A 16,001-nucleotide genomic window follows, 5' to 3' on the forward strand; every position below is an offset into this window, starting at 1 on the left:
TCCTAGTTTTGATTTTCTTTATTTAGACTTTTTAAAAATTCTTCTATATTATATTTTGCTCTATAAGTTTCACTCATTAAATGAATTAAAATATCACCTAAATCAAGTACAGTCCATTCTTCACTACTTTCTATATTTAAAAACTCTTCACCCTTGCTTTTAAGATTGGTTTTTAAATCATCAATCAAAGAAAGCGCATGTCTTTCCCCCATAGTAGTAGCAATCACTACAAATTTAACAAAATAATCTTTATCTTGCATATCAAAAGTTTCTATTAAATCTGCTTTTTTATCATCTAAAATCTGTACTATATTATTAATTCTTTCTTGCATTATTTTCCTTTTGTTAAATATTTTTAAATTTAGAATAATAAAGCTTAACTTCTTCTTTGATTTGCTCACAAACTTGCGATGTTTGCAAGGTTTCTCTTATAAAAGAAGAAGAGATATTTACTTTAGTATCTAAAGTTTTAAAATGTTTTGGTATAAAAATACCATCTCTTTTAGCTACAACAAATTCTACCAAATTTTGCAATCTTTCAAATTCATGCCATTTTTCAAGACTTTGTAAATGATCAGCTCCCAAAATAAGATAAAATTTAGAAATTTCATATTGCTTATACAAAAAATCAACACTTTCTATACTAGGCACAGGCCTTTGTTTTTTTATTTCAAAATCACAAATTTCAACTTTTTCCAAACCTCCCCAAATCATTTCACACCATTTTAAGCGTCTTTGCTCATTTGCTGTAAATTCTTGCTTAAAGGGGCTAATAAAAGTTGGCATAATAATGAGTTTATCAAGCTCTAAATTTGCTAGTGCATTAAAGACTATAGCATTATGCCCTAAATGGGGTGGATCAAAACTGCCACCAAAAAGTGCGATTTTCATTAAAATTTAACCTTTTTTTAGTAGAATTTTACCTACTTAATCATAAAAAGGAAATGAAAATGGCTGTAAAAGTTGCAATAAATGGTTTTGGACGCATTGGAAGATGTGTTGCAAGAATTATTATGAAGCGCGATGATATCGAACTTGTAGCGATTAATGATACTACTGATATAGAGCTTACTAAATATCTTTTTAAATATGACACCGTTCATGGGGTATACGATGGTAGTGTTGAAAATGATGGTGATGATTTAATAATTGATAATAAAAAAATAAAAGTTTTAAAAAGCAGAAATGTAGCGGATTTAGACTTTGCAAAATATGGTGCACAAATTGTTTTAGAGTGTACTGGCGCACACTTAACTATGGAAAAATGTCAAGGATTTTTAGATCATGGGGTGCAAAAAGTTATCATGAGTGCACCTGCAAAAGATAAAACTCCAACTTATGTTTTAGGGGTAAATGCTCACGAATATAAAGGCGAAAACATCATCTCAAATGCAAGTTGTACTACTAACTGCTTAGGTCCAATTTGTAGAGTTTTACAAGATAATTTTGGCATAGAAAAAGGCTTAATGACTACTATACATGCCTACACAAACGGACAAAGCATTATTGATGCAAAAGCAAGAGATAAAAGAAGATCACGCGCTGCTGCGCAAAATATCATTCCTACCTCAACTGGTGCAGCAAAAGCTATGAAGCTTGTTATGCCTGAACTTGATGGAAAATTACACGGTCAAAGCATGCGTGTACCTGTAGCTGATGTATCAACTGTGGATTTAACTGCAACTTTAAAGAAAAAAGTAAGTAAAGAAGAAATCAATGAAGCCTTTAGAAAAGCAGCTGCTAGCAATTTAAAAGGTATATTATTGGTTGATGATGAAGAAAGAGTTTCAAGTGATTTTATAACTTGCTCTTATGGTGCGATTGTAGCAAGTGATTTAACTCAAGTTATTTGTGATGATTTTGTTAAAGTGGTTGCTTGGTATGATAATGAATGGGGATATTCTTCTCGTTTAGTAGATATGGCAGTATTTGTAGCAAAGGCTTAAGATGAGTAGTATTTTATCGATTAAAGATATTGATCTTGCAAAGAAAAAAGTATTTATTAGATGTGATTTTAATGTTCCTCAAGATGAGTTTTTAAATATCACTGATGATCGTCGTATTCGCTCGGCTATCCCTACTATAAGATATTGTTTAGACAATGGCTGTGCAGTTATTTTAGCTTCACATTTAGGGCGTCCAAAAGAAATAGCTTCAAAATACTCTTTAGAGCCAGTTGCAAAAAGACTTGCGCGTTTAATGTCTAAAGAAGTCATTATGGCTAAAGATGTTATAGGTGAAGATGCAAAGAAAAAAGCTAGCGAATTAAAATCAAGTGAAATTTTGCTTTTAGAAAATTTACGCTTTGAAAAGGGTGAAACCAAGAATGATGAAAACTTAGCCAAAGAACTTGCTTCTATGGCTGATGTTTATATTAATGATGCTTTTGGGGTTTGCCATAGAGCTCATGCTAGCGTTGAAGCTATTACAAAATACTTTGATAATGCAAATAAGGGTGCAGGATTTTTACTCCAAAAAGAAATCGAATTTGCAAGCAATCTCATCAAACACCCTGCACGACCTTTTGTGGCAGTAGTAGGTGGTTCTAAAGTAAGTGGGAAATTGCAAGCTTTAACTAACTTACTTCCAAAAGTAGATAAGCTCATCATAGGTGGTGGTATGGCCTTTACTTTCTTAAAAGCTCAAGGTTATGATATAGGAAATTCTCTCTTAGAAGAAGATTTAATTGAAGAAGCAAATAAAATCTTGCTCAAAGGTAAAAATCTAGGGGTGAAAATTTATCTTCCTGTGGATGTTACAGCAGCACAAACTTGCTCTCAAGAAGCGGTGATGAAATACACTCCTGTGCAAGAAATTCCTGCGGGTTGGATGGGGCTTGATATAGGTCCTGCTAGTGTAAGGTTGTTTAAAGAAGCACTTTCTGATGCTCAAACTATATGGTGGAATGGACCTATGGGGGTTTTTGAAATCGATAAATTCTCAAAAGGTAGCATTAAAATGAGTCATTATATTAGCGAATCTCATGCAACAACTGTAATAGGTGGTGGCGATACTGCTGATGTCGTAGCAAGAGCAGGTGATGCTGATGAGATGACTTTCATTTCAACCGGTGGTGGAGCATCATTAGAGCTTATAGAAGGAAAAGAACTTCCTGGTGTAAAACCTTTGACTATAAAGGATAATGAATGATTTTTGCAGCAAATTTAAAGTGTAATCATACAAGATCAAGCTTTGAACTTTACGCTCAAGAATTAAATCAAAATTTAAACAAAGAAGATGAAGTTTTCATCTTCCCTCCTAGCATAGCTTTCTTAAAAGACAATTTTTCATTTCAACAAGGCGCGCAAAATTTCTACCCTTGCGAAAATGGAGCATATACTGGAGAAATAGGTAAAATTCACTTAGAAGAATTTAATATCAAAAGCGTTTTAATAGGCCATTCTGAAAGAAGAGCTTTAAAGGAAGATGAAAGCTTTTTAAAGGCTAAATTTGACTTTGCAAAAAATCTTGATTTTAATATCATTTATTGCATAGGCGAAAGCTTAGAAACTAAAAATGCCAACAAAAGCTTGGATTTTTTAAAAAAACAAATTGAAAATATTGATTTATCTTATAAAAAACTTATCATAGCTTATGAGCCTATTTATTCTATAGGCACAGGAGTTAGTGCTAATCTTGATGATATCAACACTATACTTAATTTCTTAAGAGAATTTACTAATGCTAAGCTTTTATATGGCGGAAGTGTTAATCAAAGCAATATTAAAGAAATTTGCGCTTTAAAAAATTGCGATGGAGTATTGATAGGTTCAGCTGCATTAAATGCAAATGATTTTTTAAATATGATACAAATAGCTAAAGGTTAAAAAATGTCTTTGGGTAATGAAGAATTAAAAAGCATATTAGAGCATAAAATCACTCTATTAGAAAACTCTCGCAAAGAAGAAAAAAATATCTCATTAGAGGCTGTAAATTCTATCATTAAAATTTTAGGCTTACCAAATGAATTTAGCCCTTTGGCGCATAGATATTTTCAACTTCACACCCCACCTAGTCTCATATGGCTTCATTTAAGTGAATGCACAGGGTGTAGCGAGAGCTTACTTAGAACTTCATTGCCAGATTTTTTGGATTTAATTTTTGATTTTATTTCCTTAGAGTATCATGAAACCTTTATGAGTGCTAGCGGACATCAAGCAGAATCACATTTAGAGGAAGTTTTAGAAAAAAAAGATTTTCTTTTAGCTGTTGAAGGTGGAGTTTGTGCTATAGATCCTTTTTATCTAACCATAGGAGCACATGGTGAAAATGGATATGAAATTTTACAAAAATGTGCTAAAAATGCCAAAACAATCTTTGCTATGGGAACTTGCTCAAGCTATGGAGGAATTCAAGCTGCACATCCAAATCCTACCAAAAGCATAGGAATTTCTAAAGTCTTAGAAGAAAAAGTAATCAATATACCAGGTTGTCCCCCAAGTGATGTAAATATCATCGCAGCACTTTGTTTTTACATATTATTTGAGCAAGATATGGCCTTAGATGAGCAAAATAGACCTTTAGCCTTTTATGGTAAATGCTTACATGATTTATGCGAAAGAAAAGCTAAATTTGAAGCAGGAAATTTTGCTCAAAGTTTTGATGATGAAAATATAAAACAAGGTTATTGTCTTTTTAAAGTAGGTTGCAAAGGACCTTATGCTTATAATAATTGTCCTAAGGTTAAATTTAACTCCAAAACCTCTTGGCCGGTAGCTGCAGGACATGGATGCATTGCTTGTAGTGAAGAAAATTTTTGGGATGATTTTGGTTTTTATGAAAAACCTATGAGTAATGAATTTGCTTATAATGATTTTTCTATTATATTAGATGATAAAATAGTCCATAATAGTTCCATCAATGAGCTTAATTCAAATAATATTTTACTAGATTTAGAAAGTGACACTAGTGGGATTTTTTATCAAAATGATACAAAGATTAATTTTTTAGATTTTAGTTTTGAAGCCAATCCTAAAGTTTTTTTAAATAATTTCGCAAAAACCAAAATGGCTATGACTTTAGTGCAAAATTATCAAGAGCAATTTAAAACATATTATGATTTTATACAAGAAAATTACGATGATGAAAGCAAAATTAGTAATAATATCTTAGATTTATTTTATTTTATATATCCATTTATTAGTGGAAAAAAATTAAACCATTTAAATGAGTTTTTAGATCTTGCTTTAGCTTATAAGTTTAAACATCCTAGCAAATTTGATTTTAAAATCACAATTAATGAACAAGCAAAACTTGATGTTTCTAAATCAATGCGCATGCCTTTAATTTATATTCTAGGCGGCTTAGATAAAGAAGGTATTGCTTTTGGATTGATTTTTTCTTTAAAAGAACATTTAAAACAAGCTCTAAAAGCATGCAAAAAGACACATAACAAAGAGCAAATTTTAATATGTGCAAAAAACGAAAAATTATTAAAATTATTTTGGGATTTAACGAGCATTTAAAGACTTAATGCTAAAATATTTATCTCCCTAAATATTTGAAATTTGCAAAGTGCGAAAACTTTGCAAATTTATTCAAGATTTGGTTATTTTGACGATATAACCTTATCTTTACTTGAAAGGAAAAGCTATGCAAATTTCTAGCTACAATTCTCAAAATTTTTCTATGGATATTAAAACAAAAAATGGCAATCATCTTTCTTTTTCTATGTATGATAAAAAAGAAGCAAAATTAGATAAAGATGAAAATTCAGCATCTTTGAGTTTAAGAAATCAATTTGGTTTTTCATTTTCATATAGTGGAACTAAACTTTCACAAGAAGAAATTGAAGAAATAAAAGAAGCAGTAGCCAAAGTACAACCTCAAATTGATGAATTTATGAAAAACTCAAGAGTTGGAACTTTAAAACCAAAAGAGCTCATTACCACTGCAATGAAAATTGGCGATGCCTTACCTGAACCAAAAAATGAAGAACATAAAAAGGCTACTTTACATGAGTTATTTAATACCATGGATAAGAGTTTAAACAAAGAAATGAATAAAACTGATCTTGAAGATATTAAAAAGCAAATTTTCCAAGATAGCACTAAATTACTAGAAGAAATTTGGGAACAATACAACAAACAAAAAGAACAAAAAGAAGAAGACAATAAAGAATTTGGATTTTATGCTTAAAAAAAGGAAATAACATGGAAGTAAAAGATATTTTAAAAAGCATGCTAGAACTCCAGCAAAAACTAAATGATGATACCAATGGTATAGGATGGGAAAATGGCTATACCAAAGAAGGTAAATTGATTAGTTTTAGAAGATGTATTTATATGGAGTGTGCTGAGCTTATTGATTCTTTTGCTTGGAAACATTGGAAAAGCATACACACTCCTGCAAACTGGGACAATGTGCGTATTGAAATAGTGGATATATGGCATTTTATTTTAAGTTTGATTTTAGAAGAATACAAAGAAAAACAAATAGATGATAAAAATTTCATAGCAGAGGAAGTTTCTTCTGTAACTTTTTTTGATGACTTTTGCAAAGAAACTTCTAATCCAAATGAAGCAGATATCTATGGAATTTTAAATGATATTGAGCTTATTATCCACAAATGTAGTGGTTTTGATTATGATTTAGGTGAACTCTTGAGTGCATATTTTGTTTTAGCTAGAAAATGTGGTTTAAATTTCTTTGAGCTCTATAAAACCTATATTGGAAAAAATATATTAAATCAATTCAGACAAGAAAACGGCTACAAAGAAGGCACTTATAAAAAAACTTGGAATGGTACAGAAGATAACGAAGTTTTAAATCAAATTTTAAAAGAAACACTAGATTATAAAGAAATCTATCAAAAACTTCAAGATGCTTATAAGCAAATTAAATGAATATACTATATCTAAGCTTGCAAGATTTTCTTAGCAAGCCTTTTTTAAAATTCTCAACTTTGCCTTTTTTAATCAGCTTGGTTATTTTTGCCCTGCTAGTGTATTATAGTTATGATATATTTTTTTCTTATATTGAAGATGTAGTCAGTGGCTCTTTTATGGCTTGGTTTTTTAGTTTTTCTATAGTGCAATTTTCACTTGCATTTTTAAGCGCTATAGGAGGATTTTTTATAGTAGTATTTGCCTCTGTATTTTTTACTATGTTTATAATTTCCTTTTTAACTCCTTATATAGTCAAAAAAATCAACCAAAAATACTATAACCATTTCATACAAAGAGAAGTAAATTCTTTAGAAATTTTACTTAAAACATTCAAATTTTTACTCATCTCATGCGTATTATTTGTAGTAGCTACTTTCTTGTTAATTATACCTTTTGTTAGCATTGTGATTTATTATGGAGTATTTTATTATTTATTTCACAAACTTTTATTGCTAGATGTATTAAGCAATGTCTTAGATAAAAACAATTTTGATGATTTTTATAAAAATTCATCACCATTATACTTTAAAATTATCACTTTAGTCTTTTTTGCTTTATCAAGCATACCTTTGCTTGGTTTATTTTTACAAGTATTTTATGTAATCTTCTTAACTCACTTAAGTTATCAAAAAATTTTAAAACTTAAAGCCAATAACAATGGATGAAAGAATTAAAAAATTTATCCATTCACAAAAACTTTTAAATTTAAGTATGCTTGATGAGGATGGTGGAGTATATTGCGCAAGCTGTTATTATGCTTTTGATGATAAAAATTTAGCTTTAATTTTTGCTAGTGAAGAACATACTAAACATATTCAACTTGCCTATAAATCCCCTAAAGTAGCAGTTAATATAGCGCTAGATACAGATATTATTAATCTTATTAAAGGAGTGCAAATCAAAGCTCTTTTTCAAAAAACCACCAAAGAGCAAGAAAGAATATACTATAAAAAATTTCCCTTTGCAAAACTTGCACAAGCTTGTATTTTCGCTTTAAATATACAATGGGTAAAATACACTGATAATAAAATTTTACTTTCCAAAAAATTAGAATTTTCTCTTTAAAATACTTTTAAAATATATTGTATTTTTAATAAAACCTAATATTATTTATAAATTTTTAAATATTTTTTTAATAAAATCATATAATTTACCATAGTAGTAAAACTTTAAATTTTTAACTTTTCAAGGAGAAAAAATGTTCTCATCTACCAAAAAATATTTACTAGGTAATTTTTCCAACAAAATTGCCTTTTTGGTTTGTATTTTTGTTATAGTTTTATTATGTGTTTTAGGTGTTTTTAATTATATTAAATCAAAATCTAATAGCCATACTTTGTTAGTTCAATTTCAACAAAAAGTTGCTTTTGATGTAAGCAAAAGATTTGATTTATATGCAAGTGATAGACGTAATATAATTAATTCTTTAACAAAATATATCAAAGAAAACAAGCATAATCTTAATTCAAAACAATACACTAGCTTGTTAAAATCCATAGGAGATTCTTTAGGTTTTGACTTAACTTATGTAGGATTTGAAGATGGCTCTATGTTTAGATCAAATGGCAACAACCAAACTCCAGAAAGTGGATATGATCCTAGAACTAGAGGATGGTATAAAGAAGCCAAAGAAAAAAAAGAGTTAATTGTCACAGAACCATACATATCTTCTAGCATGAAAAAACCTACTATTTCTTATGCCAATCCTATTATAGAAAATGGTGAAGTTATAGGTGTAGTTGCGGCTGATTATGATTTAAAAAAATTCTCAGAAGAAGTTTTAGCTATAGGTAAAACACCTTATTCACATGCTGCTGTTTTAGCCCACGATGGAACCTATCTTTTTCACACTGATCCTTCTAAAATTTTAACCTCAACCAATACAAGTAAAGATATTGTTGCATATTATCTTAAAACACCAGAAGGTGCAAATAGAAGTCTTTCAAAAGATATTTTTAAAATTCAAACAAAAGAAAATGAAACTAGAGCTTTAATTTGTAATGGTGGAATTAATCCAAAATATGTTATCTGTTTGCGATCATTTCATCAGGATTACATAATTTCTTTAATTATTTAAATCACAAAGATTCTCACTCTCATCCTATTAAGCTTAAAACTCAAGATGAATTTGGAAAAATGGCAGAAGAAATTAATGAAAACATTGAGATCATTAAAGAAGCTCTAAACAAAGATGCAAAAGCCATTGAAGAATCTGTCAATATTGCTAAAAAAATAGAAACAGGTGAGCTTGATTTGCATATTAGCTCTCATGCTAACAACCCTCAAATTCAAGAATTAATGAAAGTGTTAAATAGTATGCTTACAACTTTACAAAGAAAAATTGGCAGTAATTTAAACGAAATTTTAGCTGTATTTGATAGCTATAAACGCTTAGATTTCACAGCAACTATTAATGCACCAAAAGGCGATATTGAAAAGGCTATAAATTCTCTTGGAGATGAAATAAAGAACATGCTTACACAATCACTTCACCAAGGAGAATTACTCAACCAAAAGGCCGAAGCACTCAAACAAAGCATGCAAGAACTTACAAATGATGCTACACATCAAACCTCATCACTGCAAGAAAGTGCAAGAGCTTTAGAGCAAATGAACTCGGCTATGAGTGAAATTTCCATTAAAACACAAGATGTAGTAAAACAAAGCAATGATATCAAAAATATAACTACAGTAATTTCAGATATTGCAGATCAAATTAACCTACTTGCATTAAATGCAGCTATTGAAGCAGCACGTGCTGGTGAACATGGACGTGGCTTTGCTGTTGTTGCTGATGAAGTTAGAAATCTAGCTGAAAGAACTCAAAAGTCTTTAGGTGAAATAGAAGCTAATACTAATATCTTAGTCCAGTCAATAAATGATATGGGTGAAGCCATAAAAGAAGAAGCAGATGATATTAGTCAAATCAATGAATCAGTAGCTACTATAGAAAAACTCACACAACAAAACTCTCAAACAGCTATGCAGACTAATGCTATTGCAAATGAAGTAGATTCTTTAGCACAAGATATGCTAAGTGAAACTAAAAAAAGAAAATTTTAAACATAAAGATGCCTAAAAGGCATCTAATTTTTAAGAAAAAGAAGGTTTAATTTGCTCTAACCAAGCATCAATTCTACTTTCTGTTAAATCCTCATGATTATCATTATCTAATGCTAGTCCTACAAACTTATCACCTTCTACAGCTTCACTTGATTCAAAAGTATAACCACCCGTAGAAACAGCACCTACCAAATTTGCACCCGCCGCTTTTAAAGCTTGAGCAAGTTTTCCCATAGCACTGCAATATGTATCTGAATAGCTTTCACTATCTCCCATACCAAAAACCGCAACAGTTTTACCACTAAGATTTAAAGCTGAAAAATCAAAACCATCCCAATCATCTTGAAAATCACCACTTCCCCAAGTAGAAGTTCCGCAAATTAATTTATCATAAGAATTAATTTTCTCTGCATCAATATCTGCGATATTTAATACATCTGAAATTCCTAATTTTTGAGCGATCATGTTTGCCGCACCTTCGGTATTACCCATTGAACTACCATAAATTACTGCTATTGACATTTAACATCTCCTTAAAATTTGATTATTAATAGTATAGGGAACTAATTTTAGCAAAGTTTTATTATTTTCGCATAAAAAATGTCTTATTTCTTCATATTGAGTGAAATTTTTATTTCTTGGATACACAATATAAAATCTTTCAAAAGAATTTTCTTTTATAAATTGCAAAGCAAGCTCTATATCTTTATCACTATCTTTACAAAATAAAGGCATGACTACCATTTTTTCATTAATGATAATGATATTTTTATAAATCTTTACTTTGGATTTGGTATTACTTTTGCAAATTTTATCATATACAAAAGCCTCAAAAGCAACTTGTAAAGGCAAAGTAAAACTAGGTGATAAGAACACATTTTGTATTAATTTCGCTAAAGTATATTTTGGCATCTTTGCTTCAAGTTGTATTTGATTTAAATTTCCTTCTTTATAAGCTTTGATGATTTTATGAGAATATGGACAAAATTGTTTTATTTTGCTAAATCTCAAAGTCCTTTCTATGCTCATATTTTGAATTTTTAACTCAAAAATATTTCTTAAACAGTCAGCTTTTTTTGCATAGATATAAGGTATTTTTAGATCATCTTCAACTAAAGAATTATATAAATTTAAAAAAATATGATTAATACTTTTTTGTTCTAAATCTCTAAATATTTTAGGTATAAAATCCTCTTTTTCATTAAATCCAAACATACACTAAGCCTTCTTTGCGCACTCATAGGTTTGATCAAGTCCAAAAACCTTACAATATTCACAATACACACAACTTACACTGCGTTTAGCACAAACTAAAGGTATATTGCGTTTTTTTGCCTCTGTTTTGATTTTTTTCATAGTATTATGATTTAAAAAACTAGTAAGCATAACTATACATTCAGTATTTTGTGGAATGGGTTTTCTATTTACCCTATTTTCATTTCTAGCATCCCAATGCTCTATGCTTTTTGCACCTAGGTTTGTCAAAACTGCTTTTATTGGGGTTATTTCATCCGCTCCGATAACCAAAACTGACATTGAGTTTTCCTTTTTATAAAAATGATAATTGTTATTATAATTTATAAAAGATAAATTTTTACTGATACTCAATATCAATTTTTTAAATTATATATTATGAGTTTGTTCAAAGATATCTGTGTGTAAAATTTCTTCTAAAATCACTGTGGCATACGAGCCTTTTTGCAAGAAAAACTCCAAAGTAAAATGAGCTTTTTCTTCATCATAATAACCTTTGCAATCTTGCAAATAAGACCACATAAAGCGCCTTGAACCTTGCATTTTATTTTTAAACTCATATGCAAAAGAAAAAATCTCATCTTCTAATTTTTTAGCTAAACCTTCGTTTGCTTCATAAGCTTTAGAGCCTGTTAAAAGACCCATCGCGCTAATATCTTTTTGATTAAATCTTTCTACTTCACTTGATAAATCTTCACATATAAAACATTTACCAAAAGGATAATGTCCTAAAACTTCACCCTTTAAAAGTTTAAAAAACTGCTTTTGATTTTTTAAACTTTTGATTTCTTCTTTTTCTAAACCATAAATTTGTTTTATTTCTTTTTCACTAAAGTCATTAATAAAATGTGATAATTCCACCCTTTTGCTCAAATATCTATTAAAAAGCTCGCTTTGAAAAGCAGAAATTAAAAATTCTTGCATTTTTTTATTTTTGATTTTTTTGCCTTTTAAAATTTCTAGTCCTTGTGAAAAATTATCTTGAAATTTGCCAAAACGCTGATATCCAAAATAATTAGCAAAGCCTTGTTCTTGGATATTTTTAAAAGCTTGTTCTATTTTTAAAGCATCTACTTTTGAAACTTTTTTTAATCTTATAAAAAATGAATTTCCTTTTAAATGCCCTATTCTAAGTTTATTATCATGATAAAAACTTTCTAAAATTTTCATCTTATCATGTTTAAAATTTTTTAGACTCTCTTCAAATTTTTTAGGCATAGAAATATATTGAAAAGTTAAGCCTTGTTTATCTTTTAAACCACTATAACCAAAATCTCTCATTTTAACACCGCTTTGCTCACTTAAAATTCTCAAAGCCTCGCTAGTGCTTAGATCTTTTTTTTGTATATGTAAAATTAAATGTTCACCTTTACCACTAAATTCATACAAAGGCTTTTCTCTTACTACAAAATCATTACTATTTTTTGAAAAATACACATTTATCGGGCTGTGTTTTAAAGTATATAAGGGCTTAAAAATGATGTTCTCTTCCATAAAATTTATACCTTCCTGTTGTTGTTTTTGCAAAAATATTTAGTTTAATTCTATGCTTTTTTGCCATATTTTGTATAAATGCTTTATGTTTTTTATCAAAAGCAAATAAAATTTCATATTCTTCTGCACTATTTAAGCTAAATTTATCTAATTTTTTAAAAAATTTTGCATTAAGTTGATTTTGAAACAATATTCTTGATAAGTCTTTATTTAAACCATCTGAAATATCCATACTTACTCTAACTTTTTTTGCTATATCATAAAAAAATTTTTGTCTCAAACTAGGTTTTATAAAACGATGTTTAGAATGCAATTTTCCACCGCGAAATAATATATTTAAACCTTTTAAACTCTCACCTAATTTCCCACTAAAAGCAAGCAAATCTCCTTTTTTCAAACCTTTTCTAAAAATAGCCCTTTTATTTACCTTAGAAATAATAGTTATGCTAATATTGATTTTATTATCCGCTATGGTATCTCCGCCTATAATTTGTACTCCAAATTCTTTTGCACTATCTAGTAAGCCTTTTTGCAAGGCTTTAACTTGTTTCATATCTAAACATTTTGGCAAAGAAAGTCCTAAAAGAGCGTATTTTGGTGTAGCATTCATAGCAATTGCATCAGAAATATTAACAAGCATAGCCTTTGCTCCAATTTGTTCTAAACTCATCCAAGAGCGCTTAAAATGCACGTCTTCACAAAATAAATCTTTAGAATAACAATATCCATCGATTATTGCCCCATCGTCTCCATTGATAGAATTAGCAAAGGCGTTGATAATAAATTTTTCTTTATCCATGTGAATATTTTATACAAAAAGCTTTTAATTTTATATAATAATCAAATTTTTATAAGTTTAAAATGTATATAATGAAAAATAATACCAAGGATAAAATATGCAAATAACTTTAAGAATTTTTCGTTTTGATAAAGATAGTGATTATTTAGCTTATTATAAACCTTATGTTTATGATAGTAAAAATTTTAAAAGTGTTTATGATGTTTTAAGTCAAATTAAAAAAGATGACATATATTTTGATTTTGAAGAAAATCCAGAAAGTTGCATTAAAGTCAATCAAGTTACAATCAGACAAAGAAGAGATTTAAATAATATCATAGAAAGATTTGGCAAAGAACTTACCATAGAACCACTTGATACCAAAAGAGCAACCAAAGATTTAATCATGGACAAAAGTGATTTTTTAGAAAAGTTAGAGCTTTTTAAAGGACTTATTGATATACACGATATAGAACTTTATAAACAATATGATTTTTTATATTATACAAGTGAAGTTAGGGAATTTTTACCTGAATATCTTGGCGATAGCTTTTTTGTATTTGCTTATAAAATGCTACTTAAATACCCAGAAAAAGCACCTCAATTTTTAAAATTAGTCGCAGATGAAGAAAAAGGAATTTATTATCACACAAAATTTAAAAATTTTATTTCTTCAAATGAGCTTGATTATGAATCTTATATTAAAAGAATTAAAAGTTATGCTTGTAAAATCAGGCCTTGCAAGAAGTATTTTTTAAGGAATGAGTAATGTACAAAATCTACACCAATAGCAATAATGATTTATTTTGTTATTTTGATATTATCAAAGATGCTTTAGATAAAGTTGGAGTTCAAAGCACATTATGCGAAAAGCCTTTGGGTAAAAATTATTTTATTATTGATTATGATCCAAAAGATATCTTAGATGAATATTCTAGAATGATGGATGAGGATAATATTTTAGCTTGCGAATGTAGCTCTTATGAAATTATGAGTAAAATTGAAAAAATCCAATATGCTCCAAAGATTTTTTTAGATCATCTTAAACAAGAACACATTAAGCATTTTTTTGAACAATTTAATATAGGTGTATATCAAGGATTTTCAGACGCAAGTTGCTCTTTAGAGCTTGCCAAAGTACTTAAAGCAAATGTAATAGATTTTGAAAGAAAATACAAAAGTTGTGGCTATAGTTTTTTAAATTTAAACACCCAATTAGCATACAAATGTGCAGCTTCTGTTGTATTAGATGCTTATGATAATGGTTGTGATTTTTTAGTAGTTGAAAATTTTTATTCTTTTTATATGTTTGATAAATGTTATAAAGAATTACAAGCTATTTCAAATAGAAATTTTGAAGATTTTTATATTTTAACTTTTGCAGAGCTTGCAAATTTAGCTCTAGGTATAGTACCATACACTTTAAAAAAACACAAATTAAAAGTGAGTTTAATCAATGAAAATCGCTCTTGAATGTAAGGATTTAATTTTAGAAAAAACTTTAGAAATCGCTTTGAGGGATTTTTTAGTTTTAAAAAAAGATTGTGATTTTTTAGTCTGTGATGAAAAAGTTAACACACAAAAACCACAATTTATCATCAATAAAAAATCAAATTTTTTATCTCATCCTTTTAATATAGAGGAATTACTTAATGCTTTAAATGATTTCAATGCAAGTTTGCAAAGTATTGCTTATAAAATAGCCATGCGTGAAAAAAAACTTATGAATCAAAAATGTGAAGCCATTTTAGAGCAATTACGTCAAGAAAGTCATGAAAAAATCGATGCGATATTCGATCTTTACAAAACAGAGTTAAAAAATCTTATCAAAGAAGAAAATAATAATGCATAAAATACAAGAATATCAAAGCGTAAAAGATTTTTTAAAAAATTACAAAGAAGATAAAAAAACAAACTCAAAAAAACAAACTCAAAAAATTTACACCACCATAGAAAGTGGAATCTATAAAGGTAAAAAAATTTTACTTCCTAGTCTAGACACCACAAGAAGCACCAAAAGCATAGTAAAATCTTGTGTTTTTAATGTTTTGCGTTTTTCTTTACAAGATAAGATTTTCATAGAGGCCTTTGGAGGAAGTGCTTTAATGGCATTAGAGGCAAGAAGTAATGGCTGCTTAAAAAGTTATGCTATAGAAAAAGATAAAAAAGCTTATGAAATTGCTTTAAAAAATGCTTCCAATATTGATCAAAATACCATTTGCTTTAATGATGATACTTTTAAAAAAACCCCTCAAATTATTCAAAATTCCAAAGAAGATATTATTTTATATCTTGATCCACCCTTTGATATTAGAAAAGGTTTTTTTGATATTTACGAAAAAACTTTAAAGTTGATAGAAAATATAAAAAAATCAAATGTTAAAATCATCATCATAGAACATCACAGCACTTTTAAAACTCCAACTAAAATACAAAATTACGAAAAAACAAAAGAAAAAAAATTCGGCTCAACCACTCTAAGTTTTTACTCCTTTATATAAATTTGGAACCTTTTTTGCTTTAAT

General features: G+C 28.6%; 21 protein-coding genes. 14 read left to right on the forward strand and 7 right to left on the reverse strand.

The features are described 5' to 3' along the window. Positions 1 to 2: 2 nt before the first annotated feature. Both rsfS and nadD read right to left on the reverse strand, forming a co-directional pair. Positions 3 to 332: a ribosome silencing factor gene (gene rsfS / locus L8U00_RS03920; protein ID WP_012661160.1), complete on the reverse strand. Its 330-nt coding sequence runs from the start codon at positions 330 to 332 to the stop codon at positions 3 to 5. A 13-nt stretch (positions 333 to 345) separates the two neighbouring features. Beyond that, positions 346 to 891, reverse strand: a complete 546-nt coding sequence (nadD, locus tag L8U00_RS03925) for a nicotinate (nicotinamide) nucleotide adenylyltransferase (RefSeq protein WP_263674810.1) — start codon at positions 889 to 891, stop codon at positions 346 to 348. A gap of 59 nt (positions 892 to 950) precedes the next feature. On the opposite strand from nadD, the gene gap reads away from it, so the two are divergent. The 10 genes from gap to L8U00_RS07825 all read left to right on the forward strand — a co-directional run bounded on the left by gap (position 951) and on the right by L8U00_RS07825 (position 9,950). Further along, complete coding sequence (gene gap, locus L8U00_RS03930) at positions 951 to 1,946, forward strand: type I glyceraldehyde-3-phosphate dehydrogenase (RefSeq protein WP_039628046.1); 996 nt, start codon at positions 951 to 953, stop codon at positions 1,944 to 1,946. A 1-nt stretch (position 1,947) separates the two neighbouring features. Continuing rightward, positions 1,948 to 3,150 carry a phosphoglycerate kinase gene (locus L8U00_RS03935; RefSeq protein WP_263663838.1) on the forward strand — a complete coding sequence of 401 codons (1,203 nt, stop codon included), beginning with the start codon at positions 1,948 to 1,950 and terminating at the stop codon, positions 3,148 to 3,150. Beyond that, positions 3,147 to 3,827, forward strand: a complete 681-nt coding sequence (locus tag L8U00_RS03940; RefSeq protein WP_263708579.1) for a triose-phosphate isomerase — start codon at positions 3,147 to 3,149, stop codon at positions 3,825 to 3,827. Before L8U00_RS03935 ends, L8U00_RS03940 begins: the two co-directional genes overlap by 4 nt. Before the next feature lie 3 nt (positions 3,828 to 3,830). Continuing rightward, positions 3,831 to 5,465 carry a hydrogenase small subunit gene (locus tag L8U00_RS03945; protein ID WP_263708580.1) on the forward strand — a complete coding sequence of 545 codons (1,635 nt, stop codon included), beginning with the start codon at positions 3,831 to 3,833 and terminating at the stop codon, positions 5,463 to 5,465. A gap of 127 nt (positions 5,466 to 5,592) precedes the next feature. Beyond that, complete coding sequence (locus tag L8U00_RS03950) at positions 5,593 to 6,138, forward strand: ATP-binding protein (protein ID WP_263708581.1); 546 nt, start codon at positions 5,593 to 5,595, stop codon at positions 6,136 to 6,138. Positions 6,139 to 6,152: 14 nt separating this feature from the next. Beyond that, complete coding sequence (locus L8U00_RS03955) at positions 6,153 to 6,845, forward strand: dUTP diphosphatase (RefSeq protein WP_240390174.1); 693 nt, start codon at positions 6,153 to 6,155, stop codon at positions 6,843 to 6,845. Then, positions 6,842 to 7,552, forward strand: a complete 711-nt coding sequence (locus L8U00_RS03960) for an EI24 domain-containing protein (RefSeq protein ID WP_220524011.1) — start codon at positions 6,842 to 6,844, stop codon at positions 7,550 to 7,552. Before L8U00_RS03955 ends, L8U00_RS03960 begins: the two co-directional genes overlap by 4 nt. After that, on the forward strand, positions 7,545 to 7,952 hold the full coding sequence (locus L8U00_RS03965) for a pyridoxamine 5'-phosphate oxidase family protein (protein ID WP_263708582.1): 408 nt from the start codon (positions 7,545 to 7,547) through the stop codon (positions 7,950 to 7,952). Before L8U00_RS03960 ends, L8U00_RS03965 begins: the two co-directional genes overlap by 8 nt. Positions 7,953 to 8,085: 133 nt before the next feature. Then, a complete protein-coding gene (locus L8U00_RS03970) occupies positions 8,086 to 8,964 on the forward strand; it encodes a cache domain-containing protein (RefSeq protein ID WP_263708584.1) in 879 nt (292 codons plus the stop codon). A gap of 461 nt (positions 8,965 to 9,425) precedes the next feature. Continuing rightward, positions 9,426 to 9,950: a methyl-accepting chemotaxis protein gene (locus L8U00_RS07825; protein ID WP_263708642.1), complete on the forward strand. Its 525-nt coding sequence runs from the start codon at positions 9,426 to 9,428 to the stop codon at positions 9,948 to 9,950. Between the two features lie 30 nt (positions 9,951 to 9,980). Here L8U00_RS07825 and fldA read toward each other — a convergent pair whose 3' ends face one another. From fldA to L8U00_RS04000, 5 genes are all read right to left on the reverse strand, one after another. Continuing rightward, positions 9,981 to 10,472 (reverse strand): flavodoxin FldA, encoded by a 492-nt coding sequence (fldA, locus tag L8U00_RS03980; RefSeq protein ID WP_240388293.1) that lies wholly within the window; start codon positions 10,470 to 10,472, stop codon positions 9,981 to 9,983. Continuing rightward, entirely contained in the window at positions 10,473 to 11,165 is a 693-nt protein-coding gene (locus tag L8U00_RS03985; RefSeq protein WP_263708585.1) for a hypothetical protein, read from the reverse strand. It lies immediately after the preceding gene. Positions 11,166 to 11,168: 3 nt separating this feature from the next. Continuing rightward, positions 11,169 to 11,486 carry a DUF2325 domain-containing protein gene (locus L8U00_RS03990; RefSeq protein ID WP_012661148.1) on the reverse strand — a complete coding sequence of 106 codons (318 nt, stop codon included), beginning with the start codon at positions 11,484 to 11,486 and terminating at the stop codon, positions 11,169 to 11,171. A gap of 87 nt (positions 11,487 to 11,573) precedes the next feature. Next, entirely contained in the window at positions 11,574 to 12,707 is a 1,134-nt protein-coding gene (gene truD / locus L8U00_RS03995; protein ID WP_263708643.1) for a tRNA pseudouridine(13) synthase TruD, read from the reverse strand. Beyond that, the gene (locus L8U00_RS04000; protein WP_263682771.1) at positions 12,676 to 13,497 is read right to left on the reverse strand and encodes a thiamine-phosphate kinase; all 822 of its coding nucleotides are present in this window, start codon (positions 13,495 to 13,497) and stop codon (positions 12,676 to 12,678) included. Before L8U00_RS04000 ends, truD begins: the two co-directional genes overlap by 32 nt. 97 nt (positions 13,498 to 13,594) lie before the next feature. Here L8U00_RS04000 and L8U00_RS04005 point away from each other — a divergent pair, with 97 nt between their 5' ends. From L8U00_RS04005 to L8U00_RS04020, 4 genes are read left to right on the forward strand one after another with little or no spacing between them, the layout of a single operon-like run. Next, on the forward strand, positions 13,595 to 14,245 hold the full coding sequence (locus tag L8U00_RS04005) for a DUF5644 domain-containing protein (protein WP_263708586.1): 651 nt from the start codon (positions 13,595 to 13,597) through the stop codon (positions 14,243 to 14,245). Further along, on the forward strand, positions 14,245 to 14,949 hold the full coding sequence (locus tag L8U00_RS04010) for a hypothetical protein (RefSeq protein WP_263678575.1): 705 nt from the start codon (positions 14,245 to 14,247) through the stop codon (positions 14,947 to 14,949). Before L8U00_RS04005 ends, L8U00_RS04010 begins: the two co-directional genes overlap by 1 nt. Further along, a complete protein-coding gene (locus L8U00_RS04015) occupies positions 14,933 to 15,328 on the forward strand; it encodes a hypothetical protein (protein WP_263663828.1) in 396 nt (131 codons plus the stop codon). The genes L8U00_RS04010 and L8U00_RS04015 overlap by 17 nt, the downstream gene beginning before the upstream one ends. After that, on the forward strand, positions 15,321 to 15,977 hold the full coding sequence (locus tag L8U00_RS04020) for an RsmD family RNA methyltransferase (protein WP_263708587.1): 657 nt from the start codon (positions 15,321 to 15,323) through the stop codon (positions 15,975 to 15,977). Before L8U00_RS04015 ends, L8U00_RS04020 begins: the two co-directional genes overlap by 8 nt. Positions 15,978 to 16,001 lie beyond the last annotated feature (24 nt).

Origin of the sequence: Campylobacter sp. IFREMER_LSEM_CL2256 (assembly GCF_025771645.1) — a bacterium.
Lineage (GTDB): Bacteria > Campylobacterota > Campylobacteria > Campylobacterales > Campylobacteraceae > Campylobacter_D.

What these genes read in the sequence shown, in the direction of transcription:
- rsfS (WP_012661160.1), bottom strand. Translation starts at nt 332, where the DNA reads ATGCAAGAAAGAATTAATAATATAGTACAGATTTTAGATGATAAAAAA.
- nadD (WP_263674810.1), bottom strand. Translation starts at nt 891, where the DNA reads ATGAAAATCGCACTTTTTGGTGGCAGTTTTGATCCACCCCATTTAGGG.
- gap (WP_039628046.1), top strand. Translation starts at nt 951, where the DNA reads ATGGCTGTAAAAGTTGCAATAAATGGTTTTGGACGCATTGGAAGATGT.
- L8U00_RS03935 (WP_263663838.1), top strand. Translation starts at nt 1,948, where the DNA reads ATGAGTAGTATTTTATCGATTAAAGATATTGATCTTGCAAAGAAAAAA.
- L8U00_RS03940 (WP_263708579.1), top strand. Translation starts at nt 3,147, where the DNA reads ATGATTTTTGCAGCAAATTTAAAGTGTAATCATACAAGATCAAGCTTT.
- L8U00_RS03945 (WP_263708580.1), top strand. Translation starts at nt 3,831, where the DNA reads ATGTCTTTGGGTAATGAAGAATTAAAAAGCATATTAGAGCATAAAATC.
- L8U00_RS03950 (WP_263708581.1), top strand. Translation starts at nt 5,593, where the DNA reads ATGCAAATTTCTAGCTACAATTCTCAAAATTTTTCTATGGATATTAAA.
- L8U00_RS03955 (WP_240390174.1), top strand. Translation starts at nt 6,153, where the DNA reads ATGGAAGTAAAAGATATTTTAAAAAGCATGCTAGAACTCCAGCAAAAA.
- L8U00_RS03960 (WP_220524011.1), top strand. Translation starts at nt 6,842, where the DNA reads ATGAATATACTATATCTAAGCTTGCAAGATTTTCTTAGCAAGCCTTTT.
- L8U00_RS03965 (WP_263708582.1), top strand. Translation starts at nt 7,545, where the DNA reads ATGGATGAAAGAATTAAAAAATTTATCCATTCACAAAAACTTTTAAAT.
- L8U00_RS03970 (WP_263708584.1), top strand. Translation starts at nt 8,086, where the DNA reads ATGTTCTCATCTACCAAAAAATATTTACTAGGTAATTTTTCCAACAAA.
- L8U00_RS07825 (WP_263708642.1), top strand. Translation starts at nt 9,426, where the DNA reads ATGCAAGAACTTACAAATGATGCTACACATCAAACCTCATCACTGCAA.
- fldA (WP_240388293.1), bottom strand. Translation starts at nt 10,472, where the DNA reads ATGTCAATAGCAGTAATTTATGGTAGTTCAATGGGTAATACCGAAGGT.
- L8U00_RS03985 (WP_263708585.1), bottom strand. Translation starts at nt 11,165, where the DNA reads ATGTTTGGATTTAATGAAAAAGAGGATTTTATACCTAAAATATTTAGA.
- L8U00_RS03990 (WP_012661148.1), bottom strand. Translation starts at nt 11,486, where the DNA reads ATGTCAGTTTTGGTTATCGGAGCGGATGAAATAACCCCAATAAAAGCA.
- L8U00_RS04000 (WP_263682771.1), bottom strand. Translation starts at nt 13,497, where the DNA reads ATGGATAAAGAAAAATTTATTATCAACGCCTTTGCTAATTCTATCAAT.
- L8U00_RS04005 (WP_263708586.1), top strand. Translation starts at nt 13,595, where the DNA reads ATGCAAATAACTTTAAGAATTTTTCGTTTTGATAAAGATAGTGATTAT.
- L8U00_RS04010 (WP_263678575.1), top strand. Translation starts at nt 14,245, where the DNA reads ATGTACAAAATCTACACCAATAGCAATAATGATTTATTTTGTTATTTT.
- L8U00_RS04015 (WP_263663828.1), top strand. Translation starts at nt 14,933, where the DNA reads ATGAAAATCGCTCTTGAATGTAAGGATTTAATTTTAGAAAAAACTTTA.
- L8U00_RS04020 (WP_263708587.1), top strand. Translation starts at nt 15,321, where the DNA reads ATGCATAAAATACAAGAATATCAAAGCGTAAAAGATTTTTTAAAAAAT.